This is a genomic window from Shewanella sp. 2_MG-2023, assembly GCF_030548905.1.
GTDB lineage: Bacteria > Pseudomonadota > Gammaproteobacteria > Enterobacterales > Shewanellaceae > Shewanella > Shewanella electrodiphila.
In genome coordinates this window covers 24484-35745 of record NZ_JAUOSO010000006.1, presented here as the reverse complement: position 1 = coordinate 35745, position 11262 = coordinate 24484, and the positions used below count along the sequence as shown (strand labels likewise).

The following is an 11262-nucleotide window of genomic DNA, read 5'->3' as shown; positions in this document are numbered from 1 at the left end:
TCACTTCCATTCCATATACTTAGTATGCGTAACCAGTATGTTTATTACTTAAACTGTAAAAGGTCGCTTGGACATAGTCATCTGCGTCACCCGTGTTGTTTTGGTTATAAACACCGGCTTTAAAGTACATATATTGGTCGCCTGCATCATAAGAGCTACCACTCATATCCACTTCTTCAACTACATCAGCTTTACCTTCACGCATGATAGTCACGGTTAAGGTATTTCCCACTACTTTAACTTGGTAACTGAACTTCTCATCAAGGCTGATGCCATCAGCAGGATCTGAAGCTGAGCTGCTGCGAGAGCCAATCATTTCGTAATATTGTTCAGAACCAGTAATAGGCTCATGGGCAATATAGATTGAACCTTTGCTATTTGATGGTAGTTTGCGGTAATACAGGCGTAGCGGCTCATCATCGTTAGCATGAATTTGGCCGACAATCACACGTCCAACTTGGCTACTGTCACCTGTGGTCGTCACATAGTTAACGGCAAGCGTTGCTTCTAAAACGCCATCAACGCCGCCTGCTGCATTTTGATCTGACGAAGGTGCGCTGCCAAATACCCAGTTGTTGCCGCCGACACCTTGAGTGCTATAACTGGTATCTCCACGGCGCAACATCTCACGTAACTCAGTACGGGCGTAGCTGGTGTTAGTTGAGGTTTTTGGTGCATCAATTGGACATCTAAATACCATGCCTCCGTCTGCAGCAGTATAAAAATACGGAGTACGACTATAACCACTGGATAATTCGATTTCTTTAATGGTGTCAGATTTACCATCACTATTTTCATCAACTGGGACACCTAAGGTCCAGTCCACTAATTCAAAGTTTCCAGAAGGGGGTAAATCAGGATCTAAGTTACCGACAGGATTACTGGGTTCGGTTGGGTCAGTAGGTTCTGTAGGAACAGTGGGTGCAGAACCATCTGAACAACCATTAATTTTAGTTTCAATGATGCTATTCCAAGTATTAGATGAATTACCGTAACCGGTTATTCTCACTAACTGAGCACTGGTATCCGTGACATCGTATTCTTCTAGTCCAGCATTACTGCCACTTGATTGACCTGAAGATAAGACTGATGCCCAACTGCTACCATCTGCAGAAGTTTCTATATCAAAGTACGATGCGCGCTCATTACCTTTAAACCAAGCAACAGACACTGATTTCACTTCTGACTGTACACCTAAATCATAGGTAATGGTTTTACCTTCTCCATTAGATGACCAACGAGATTCAGTATCATAGCTGTTATCAATGGTATTGCTCGGTCCATGACCATCATTAGTGCCATTATCTGTTGCGGCTACAATGGTTAGGGCGCTACTGCCTGCACAAGTGACTGGTGTAGTCGGCTCTGAAGGTTCAGTTGTATCAGATGATGTTGTAAGTTCGAAAGAGTCAAAACGACCTTCATTACCAAAGTATTCCCCATATATGGTAACGCTAGTTGCTGAGCCACTATTAAACGATACGCTGGCCTGTTGCCAGTCGCTGCTACTGATGTTGGTTGATTCGCTCACACCACTCGCTGATACACCAATTTTACCACCACCCTTCACATAGGCTGTTAGGGTGTAATCACTGTTTGAATCGATATTAATTGTTTGTTCAACTCTGCCGTTTGAGCCAGACATTTTTGCTGAGTTGCTGCCTTCAAAGGCCACACCTGAGACCGAAGATGGATCGATATCAATCCAGCCATCAAAGCTACTTTCAAAGCCTGGGTTGGTTATGTTGATTGTTGCTGCACTGATATTAGCTGCAGTAAAGCTTGCGGTGAACGCTGTTGCCAGAGTAATGGCAAGTTGAGTCTTGTTATAACGTTTTATCATTATTATACCTTAGGTCGTTTCCCCATAGAGTTAACAACCTATTCAGCTAGATCGACTGCTTTATCTCAGCAGTTTGATCTGATCATTCTATGACTAGTGAATGGCAACTGAATAAGCTGTTGCTGCCTAATACATAAAATGACCTCAGTAATGTAATACACTATTTGAAGCATTAGGTGCTATTGGTTATATGATCGTATTACCAATTTGTAAAACTAATTTGTGTGTAAATATTGTAAGTTGGTAATATTATTTTGACGCTAAAACCTTGCTGAGAAAATTAAATTCATTAAGGTTCTGTATTTATTCAAATATATCTATCGTCAAAATTTAGTTGCACAACGGATTAATTCTTATATTTTTTTAATCTATCTATATAAGTATTAGCGAAAATAAATGGCTAAGCTGAAATATGTCGCTCACATCTAAATTGGTAAGGTAGGTTGTGTTCGATCGGTTTCATGTGTGTCGATGATTTCTTGCAAGATAATTCTTATGCGAGCAGTTCAGGTATCAAAAATTTGATAGAGATGAGAAGTGACTTAGCCAACTCTTATTAAGCCATGGGCAATTATTTCATGGTTCAGTCGATTGAGGGCTGTGTGAAGTAGGGCTGTGCGAAGGAAAGCTGTAAAAAGTTAGTGATATTTACACTGTTTAAGGTATGAGCTTATTCTCATTTTTGAACATCTATTAACAGGGTTATAAATTTGTATCTCGGTGACAAAACTTACTGTTTTGAAAGTATTTTGTATTAACATCTCTGGTTGTATTTCTAGCTGAATATTAAAGCAAGTTATTAAAAAAACTAATAAAAGCAATCAACCTAGTGTTTATCTCTGCTATTTTATCAGGGTTTGAAATAAAACGTTTTTTGATGGTTTACACTTATCTAACATCCCGCCTGCACTAGGGGGTAGGGGCTGACAACCCCTACTTTGGTATAATAGGCAGTTGCTTGACCAATGACACTAAGTGAATGACACTCAATGCTATTCAAATACCCTACCAAGTATGGATGACTATAAAAAATGTTAATTTTCTTTATTTGTATTGCGTTGTTAATCCTCGCTTACAAGTTCTACAGTCCTTTCGTAGAGCGTCAAGCAGGCATTGACCCCAACGCAAAAACACCACAAAAACGTTTTGAGGACGGTGTCGATTATGTCGAAGTTCATCCTGTTAAAGCGTATCTGATTCAATTCCTTAATGTTGCAGGTGTCGGTCCAATTTTTGGTCCAATTCTTGGTGCGTTATATGGCCCAATCGCATTAGTATGGATTGTGCTTGGTAATATTATTGGCGGTGCTGTTCACGATTACTTCTCTGGTGTGCTAAGTATCAAAGAAGATGGTAAAAGTTTGCCTGAAATCGCAGGTCACTATTTTAATATCTATTTTAAAGGCGTGATGCTGATTTTCACTGCGATGTTACTATTCTTCGTCGGTGTTGTTTTCATTATGAGTCCAGCAGGTCTTCTGAGTAATCTTGAATACTTTGAAGGGACCATTTTTGCTAATAACGTATTTTGGGTTGTATTAATCTTAGCTTACTACTTCTTAGCAACGTTATTGCCTATCGATAAAATCATTACCAAGCTTTATCCTATTTTTGGTTTATTGATGATTGTGATGACAACCTCTATCGCAGTTGCTTTATTAATTAGTGCGCCACAGTTACCAGAAATTGGCGATATATTTGCTTACTTCGACCACAGCCATTACAACAATGATTTATTAGCGCCAAACCCTGATGGGCTACCTGTTTGGCCATTACTATTTGTAACTATTACCTGTGGTGCAATTAGTGGTTTTCATTCTACTCAGGCGCCAATTATGGCGCGTTGTTTGACGAACGAGAAATACGTGCGCCCTGTGTATTACGGTGCAATGATGTCTGAAGGTATTGTGGCATGTGTATGGGCACTAGCGGGTATTGCTGCTTTCCCTGGTGGTTATGTTGAGCTGAAAAGTATTCTTGATGCTGGTGGTCCAGGTTTGGTCGTTAACCAAGTTGCCAGTACTTACCTAGGTGTTGCGGGTGGCATTATGGCGATTATCGCCGTAGCTATTTTCCCTATTACGTCAGGTGATACCGCTTTCCGTTCACTGCGTCTAACAATTATCGATGCGTTTAATATTCCTCAAAGCATGCGTAATCGTCTATTAGTTGCGATTCCAATTTTAATCATTGCTTACTTTATGACTAAAATTGATTTCTCTTTGATTTGGCGCTATTTCGCTTTCTCAAACATGCTGCTTTCAACCAGTGTTTTATGGTTAGCCACTAAGTACTTATTTGACCGTGGTACTTTCCATTGGATTGTGAGTTTGCCGGCGATTATTGGTACCTGTGTCACCGTGTCTTACATTATGACAGCAGGTATTGGTTTAGGCTTGCCTCAGTCGTTAAGTCAGCCTGTTGGTATCGCAACCGGTATTGTCTGCTTAATTGGGCTTATTATCGCCCATAACAAGCGAAAAGCTGTGACTCAATAAGCGTTAGCTATAATCAAAAAGGACTGCACTGGCAGTCCTTTTTTGTTGCTGATATTTACAACAAATAAAATCGAGATAAGAATGAACCGTTAGTCGCAATCAGCTGCAGTAAATCAGCTGCAGTTAGTTGTGAATCAATAAAAAACGATTGAATCACTGGTGAGTTAGAGATTAAGCAATACTCTTTAACGAGTGATTGCGTAGTCTGGGAATTGATTCGGCTTTTAGGGAACAACTTGGCGGACAAGTGGGCTTGAACGGCAAAAGCCAGCAACTTACTACATTCTTGCCTATAAAGGATAATAATTTATATTTAAGCATTGAGCATTGAGCATTGAGCATTGAGCATTGAGCATTGATTAAAGAGGCAGGGTGAGGTTGCCACCCATGTATCATGACTTAGATGGTGAGCAGACGCCTGTGCCAGTCAACGCAATATGATTTAAATTGTTCTTAATCACCTTATTGCCGACGTCATAGGAAGATTCAGGGCGACTAATTAAATAACCTTGGACGCAGTGAATACCAAGGTTTTTGATCAATTCAAACTGCGAGGCAACTTCAACCCCTTCAGCCACGACTTTGAGGTTTAATGTTTTTCCTAAGCCACTGATTGAATTTAATATCTTTTCGTACTTAGGGTTAATTGTGGCTTGGTCGATAAACAACTTATCAATTTTAATCACATCCACAGGTAAGTTAGCAAGGGTGGATAATGAGCTGAAACCCGTACCAAAATCATCAATGGCAATTAATACCCCTTCTTTACGTAGATTTTCCAAATCTTGAATAATCTTTTCGGAGGCATGGAAAAGGCAAGACTCAGTTATCTCAAGTAATAAGGCACTTGGTGGTAAACCTGTTTTAGTTAAGGTGTCCATAACCCAGTCATAAATAGGTAAGTACTTTAATTGTACGCCAGAGATATTGACTGACATTCTGACTTTGTTCATTCCTGCGTTATGCCAAGCTGACATTTGGCGACAGGCTTCAAATAGTATCCAATTTCCTAGTTCAATGATGAGGTTTGAGTCTTCGGCAATAGGAATAAATTCAGCGGGTGAAATAGGGCCTTCCACCGGGTGGTTCCAGCGTACCAGCGATTCGAAGTAATCAATGCTGCAATCGTCAACATTTACGATAGGTTGAAAAGACAAAGTGAAGTTTTGACTGGCTATTGCTAAGCGAATCTCTTCGAGCAGGTAATGATAACGGCGAATTTTACTGCCCATTTCAGGCGAGTAAACTCTGAAAATACCGCGGCCATCAGTCTTAGCACGGTACATGGCAACGTCGGCCATTTGTAATAATGCATTCGGATTTGAAGCGCTGTCTGGGTAGGTTGCAATACCAATACTGGCACCAATTTTAATCACTTTATTGCCAAGTACGAAATCGCGTTCAATTTCTTGTAAGACGTTTTTAGACACCTCTACGGCTCGCAAGTTATCTTCGATGTTGTCGATAAAAATAGAAAACTCATCACCACCCAAGCGAGATAAATTAAGTTCTAGGGCAAATGATTCGCTCAGTTTACTGAGTCCATTGTTACGCACAACGGTAGTGAGTCGTTCAGCCACTTGAATCAGTATTTCATCACCAAAACTGTGTCCGAAAGAGTCATTAACTTGTTTGAAGCCATCTAAATCGATGAAGAGTAAGGCTTGTTTGCAACCTGTCTGTTCAGCTTTTTGCAGTTGCGATTCAAGGTGTTCTAAATAGGCATGACGATCAATCAGACCTGTCAGTTTATCTTGGTAAATGCTTAATTGAGTTTGAATGTTATGTTCTTTTACGTGCTTATTGAGCTCATTAAGGGCGATGCTGATCTGGGAGAGTGTATTAGCTTGCTTACCTTGAGGTAAATCGATATTAAAATTAGCGAGTAACTTATCGGTTTCACTACGAATAAAATCTAATGAAGCGCTATTCTTTTTTTGAGATTTTGATCTTATATAAAAAGGGATTGCGTAGGCGAGTAGCACCATGAGTAAAAGTGGGATATTACTGAACATGATCATTTCACTGAACACATCTTTTATTTTAATCACACTGAGGCTTGATTCAGCCCTATTTAATACAGCGAAATAATATTGCTCAGATTTTACAATATCGTTTTCAAGAAAAAGAAACTTTTCCCAGCTGGCATTGACGTTGACAACATCAGAATTATTTACATCGATTATTTTATGATGAAAGTTATTGCTATGAATAGCCTGTAAACCCTGATTAAAACTAATTACAAGTAACACGTACAGCATCAAAAAGAAGCTGACAAAGGTAAAAATTAGTTTTGAAATTTTGGTCATAAAATATCTTAATGCATCGCTGTGATGTTACAACTAGGTTTAAACCTTGTTTCACCTGGTGCGAAATTATAAATCTAAATATCTACGAATACAATAATGGTAATATTAGTCATAAATATAAAGTCTAATAAATATAGATGGTTAAGTTATTTGCGTTACACCATTGATACAACTTGATACATAACTTCATAACATATGTGCTGCTGTAATAGAGATTATTTGTTTTTACAAACCGAACTTAGTTACGCAAGGAACGTTTAGTGAATGTTGAATTAATGTTGTATTTTAAGTTGTTCGCAGTGTAAATAGTTTTAAACTTGAAGTATGTTATTTAAGTTACAGTTTATACTTTTATCATTTTAGTTTTAAATAAGTGTTGGGTGTAGCGTTTTTCTAATAGAGTTCATGATTAAATGTATGACTCAAACTAAGAAAGTTGAAAGGGCATTTCTCATCCATGTTATCAAAAACAGGCCATATAGTAGGAAGTTTGAACAGCAATAAAGAGCAATTGGCATTCCTAAGGCTACTCAATCTGCTATTAAAACTCGGGTTGATTTTATTTGGTATAGAGTTATTCGATTTAACTCGTCCGCCCAATGAACTGAGTTATGTCTTGTTCCTTGAAGCTGTGTATGTGGCTTTTTGTTATCGCTATCGGTTTCAATGTATTAATACCCCATCTATTTTATTGATAACACTGATCGTTGATATTCTGTTTTGGTCTACTTGGCTTTTTTACACCGGTGGGGCAACTAACGCCTTTGTATCACTGCTGTTATTACCTGTCGCTATTGGTGCGGTAACACTTCCGCGCTGGGCACCGTGGATACTGACCTTTCTTTCGACCAGTTTATACACCCTGATGATGTTGACTATGCCAGAAAATCGGATTCGTCATCATGGCATGGATATGAGTTCACACTACCTTGGTATGTGGTTTAACTTTGTTATTTCGGCCTTGGTACTCACGATTACGGTTGGTTATATTGCAAAGCGGGTGAGACAAAAAAATGCCCAACTAAGCTATTTACGTGAAGCGCAATTACGTCAAGAAAAACTGTTAGCTTTAGGCACAGTCTCTGCGCAAATGGCACACCAAATGGCGACGCCTTTATCCACCTTAAGGTTGCTAGTTGATGAACTTGTTGAAGATGGCACAGCAAAAGACATCGAGCCTGAAATGCAACAAGCTTTAACTCGATGCGAAACCACTTTAGCTGATTTAAGATTGGCCACCGAATCCATTCGTCAGCAAAAAGCTTACCCTCAAAAAGTCGATAAACTAGTGAGTAACTTACATGAGCAAGTGCAATTACTTATGCCTGAAACTGAGCTCACCATTGAAATCGATACTTTAACTGCTTATCCCGCAGTGAATGCTGATACCAGCTTGTTGCCAGCGTTACTGGCCTTAATTGAAAATGGCGCGAGAGCCAGTTTAGAAAACATCCAAAAAGCGCAGGTGACTTTATCAGTGACTTCAGGTGACTCTGGACAATTATGTTTCAATATTCGTGATTTCGGCAAAGGCATGAATGCAAAAGAGTTGTCTGAACTGGGTAATAATGTGGTTACTAATCCAAAAGGCATGGGCATAGGTGTGTTACTTAGTCATGCAAGTTTTGAACGTTTAGGTGGTCAATTAAGTTTGTCACGCCATAACCAAGGAGGCACTATCGCATCTGTGATGTTGCCAGCAAATTATGATGAATAAATTGTTAATCATTGAAGATGACTTAGCGCTGTCAGCAGCGTTAGCAAGACGATTGACTAAGCAAGGGTTTGAATGCGCGCAGTGTAATGATGCTAGTGAAGGCTTATTAATGGCCAGACAGTTTAATCCTAGTCATATTTTATTGGATATGAAGATTGCTGAGCAAAACGGCCTTACGTTGATTAAGCCATTGAGGGGGTTATTGCCCAAGGTTAAGTTGGTACTGCTGACAGGTTATGCCAGCATCGCAACCGCAGTAGAGGCGATAAGGCTCGGTGCAGATAACTATTTAGCTAAACCTGTGGATACGCAAACCTTACTCAATGCGTTGAGCATTGAAATAGAAGATGAAGACCTTTCTGTAGCGTTTACAGAACAGCCTATTAGCCCAAAACGTCTGGAGTGGGAACACATCCAACAAGTGCTTGCTAACAATAATGGCAATGTGTCAGAAACCGCGAGGTTATTAGGTATGCACCGTCGCACGCTGCAACGTAAGTTACTTAAAAAACCGATAGCAGATAATCGTCCAGCCTAACTCGCGCCAAAACTCATATCTACGCTCTCATCCAACATTAAAGCCTCATTCAATGAGGCCTTAATGTTCATGATACCTTGAGTTAGCAGGAGCTTAATCCTAAGCTAGTAACCCTAAGCTAATAACACTGTGCTAATAACCCTAAGTTAATAACACAGTGCTAATAACCCTAAGTTAATAACACTAAGCTAATTACACAGTGCTAATAATACAGTGCTATAACACTGTGCTTAAAAACGATACTCGCCCGTTACCCAAGCTTGTAGCCCGACACCAGGCATACGCTCGCCTGGCATTAAATCGCCTCCCATAACACGGTTATATCCCGCTAAGTGATCCTCATATTCAGTATCAAATAGATTATCTACACCCGCTTGAAGCCCCCAAGTTTCAGCGTCATAACCCACTGAAGCATTGAACAAGCTATAGCCTGATGTCGTTTGCTCTAACTGGGTGCTTGAGACATTGTTTTGTGCACTGAACCCCACAGTTTCCATGCGTGCACGCCAGCCATTGTGTTGATAGTTTATGCCTAGCAATATTTTAGGTGGCGCAATACGGTAGAGATTATCATCAATGTCTTTACGTTCGCCGCTGATGTAGTTCGCTAACATATCAAAAGAAAATTCATCATTGAGTTGATAATTGGCGTTGATATCTATGCCCATTAGGGCTGCATCAACGTTGGCAAATTGCATTGGGTTACTGTCGCCCATCATTGCCGCAGCCATAATCACCGCAGGATCAGTGGAGGGAATGCCTTGAATGTAATCATCAATTTGATGATAGAAAACCCGTGGGCTAATCGTGAGTTTATCTGCGTGATAATCAGCACCAAGTTCAAACTGATAAGCGGTTTCTAATGCTAATGACACATCACCGACATAAGTGCGCCCATCAGCTAAACCACCCGTTGACTGCATGGGGACCCACAAATAGCGTTGCTGATAACTGGCGGGTGACTGCTTATGTGCAAAACCCATAATCCAACTAAGCTCTGGGCTCACTTGATAACGGCCATTAATTACTGCATCAATGCCGGTTTCTGATTGCGCGCGATCGGCGTTATTAAACCTTTGCATCAACACATTAACTGCAGGCATTATCATCGCCATAGAGTGACTGACTTGCTCTGCATCGGATTGGTAATATTTAACCCGAGCTCCAAGCTCCCAATGCCAAGCATTAAAGGCCTGCTGCCACTGCACAAAGGCGCTGTATTTATCATCACTGACGCCAGAAAAATTATCGACTAAAAACATTGGATTTTCAGGATTGGTAATCACAGAGTCATGTTCACTTAACTGGCTGTCTACTCCCCATTGCCATTGCTCGTTACTTATTGAAAAGTGGGCATCATAACTAGTGCTATCAGCGTTGTTGTAACGTGCGCCCATAGATGGCATTAAATTGCGTTCAGAAAAGTTATCCATACCATGACGGGCGTCGCTATATGCCAGATGCCAGTTAATTTCCCAATCATTGAGTGTGTGTATACCATCGAATTTAACTCTATCAGTACGAATGAAATCAATGTCCATTGGTAATGCGGGTGTGCCTGCATCTGTGGTTTCACTATGCAGATAGTTAATGCCTATGGATTCATTTTGACGGGTATTATCCGCAAGGTTAAATCGATATTGACCGCCAAAAACTTGTTTGTCATAAGTGGTGGGTGAAATGTCATTGCCATTACCGGTTTCGCTATTGTCATTGCCGTGCATATCATCTGCAAAGACGAGAATACCGTGACTATCATTAGCGAGATTAGCTTTACCGCTAATGGCTGTGCGAGCACCATTGGTTTGATATTGGCCTGCTAGTTCCGCTGAGTTTTGCTCAAATTGAACCTGAGTTTGAATCACGTTTACACTGCCACCTAATGTATCAATACCCGATGATACAGGTGCAATACCACGATAAAGCTCAACTCGCTCTGTCATGCTAATACTGGCATAACTTAGCGGTGTATCCATGGCATTAGGCCCTGCGCTAGCAAGACTGGCACCATCAATTTTACTATTAACACGATCGCCAGAAATGCCACGATATTGAACCATACCGGTTAAAGGCCCATTAGCATTCACTGCAGCTCCTGGTAATGCGTTAACCGCTTGCGCAATATCAACTGTTGGCGAGATATCTTTGGGGCTAACAAGCATGATAGGCGTGGCCACTGAACCGCTGATGTTAATCACTTCAATGGTTTCATCAGCTTGAGCGTTACAGTGGAAGAGGGTACTTAGTGCGGCAACAGGTAAAGCAGATAACAAAGAGTACACAGATAAATTTAGCTTCATATTATGTTTTTATTGAAGAATCGTATGTTAATGCTCTGTGTTATTTAGGGGGGGCAC

Annotated in this window: 6 protein-coding genes; 3 read left to right on the top strand and 3 right to left on the bottom strand. The window is 40.4% G+C overall.

Annotation, left to right across the window (positions count from 1 at the left end; translation table 11 throughout):
• Window positions 1-19: 19 nt before the first annotated feature.
• Window positions 20-1843, bottom strand: coding sequence for a polysaccharide lyase family 7 protein (locus Q4600_RS07710; protein ID WP_303514952.1), 1824 nt, complete (start codon window positions 1841-1843; stop codon window positions 20-22).
• A gap of 1031 nt (window positions 1844-2874) precedes the next feature.
• Between Q4600_RS07710 and Q4600_RS07705 the strand changes: the two genes are divergently transcribed.
• On the top strand, window positions 2875-4341 hold the full coding sequence (locus tag Q4600_RS07705) for a carbon starvation protein A (RefSeq protein WP_303514950.1): 1467 nt from the start codon (window positions 2875-2877) through the stop codon (window positions 4339-4341).
• Window positions 4342-4733: 392 nt separating this feature from the next.
• On the opposite strand, the gene Q4600_RS07700 is transcribed toward Q4600_RS07705, so the two are convergent.
• A complete protein-coding gene (locus Q4600_RS07700) occupies window positions 4734-6650 on the bottom strand; it encodes a bifunctional diguanylate cyclase/phosphodiesterase (protein WP_102528131.1) in 1917 nt (638 codons plus the stop codon).
• Between the two features lie 457 nt (window positions 6651-7107).
• Here Q4600_RS07700 and Q4600_RS07695 point away from each other — a divergent pair, with 457 nt between their 5' ends.
• Both Q4600_RS07695 and Q4600_RS07690 read left to right on the top strand, forming a co-directional pair.
• Complete coding sequence (locus tag Q4600_RS07695; protein ID WP_248954362.1) at window positions 7108-8367, top strand: sensor histidine kinase KdpD; 1260 nt, start codon at window positions 7108-7110, stop codon at window positions 8365-8367.
• A complete protein-coding gene (locus Q4600_RS07690; RefSeq protein ID WP_102528145.1) occupies window positions 8360-8905 on the top strand; it encodes a response regulator transcription factor in 546 nt (181 codons plus the stop codon). Before Q4600_RS07695 ends, Q4600_RS07690 begins: the two co-directional genes overlap by 8 nt.
• Window positions 8906-9135: 230 nt before the next feature.
• On the opposite strand, the gene Q4600_RS07685 is transcribed toward Q4600_RS07690, so the two are convergent.
• Window positions 9136-11205: a TonB-dependent siderophore receptor gene (locus Q4600_RS07685; protein ID WP_303514943.1), complete on the bottom strand. Its 2070-nt coding sequence runs from the start codon at window positions 11203-11205 to the stop codon at window positions 9136-9138.
• Window positions 11206-11262 lie beyond the last annotated feature (57 nt).

Bases quoted from the DNA above. Each gene is read 5' to 3' on its own strand.
- Q4600_RS07710 (WP_303514952.1), bottom strand. From the start codon at position 1,843: ATGATAAAACGTTATAACAAGACTCAACTTGCCATTACTCTGGCAACA.
- Q4600_RS07705 (WP_303514950.1), top strand. From the start codon at position 2,875: ATGTTAATTTTCTTTATTTGTATTGCGTTGTTAATCCTCGCTTACAAG.
- Q4600_RS07700 (WP_102528131.1), bottom strand. From the start codon at position 6,650: ATGACCAAAATTTCAAAACTAATTTTTACCTTTGTCAGCTTCTTTTTG.
- Q4600_RS07695 (WP_248954362.1), top strand. From the start codon at position 7,108: ATGTTATCAAAAACAGGCCATATAGTAGGAAGTTTGAACAGCAATAAA.
- Q4600_RS07690 (WP_102528145.1), top strand. From the start codon at position 8,360: ATGAATAAATTGTTAATCATTGAAGATGACTTAGCGCTGTCAGCAGCG.
- Q4600_RS07685 (WP_303514943.1), bottom strand. From the start codon at position 11,205: ATGAAGCTAAATTTATCTGTGTACTCTTTGTTATCTGCTTTACCTGTT.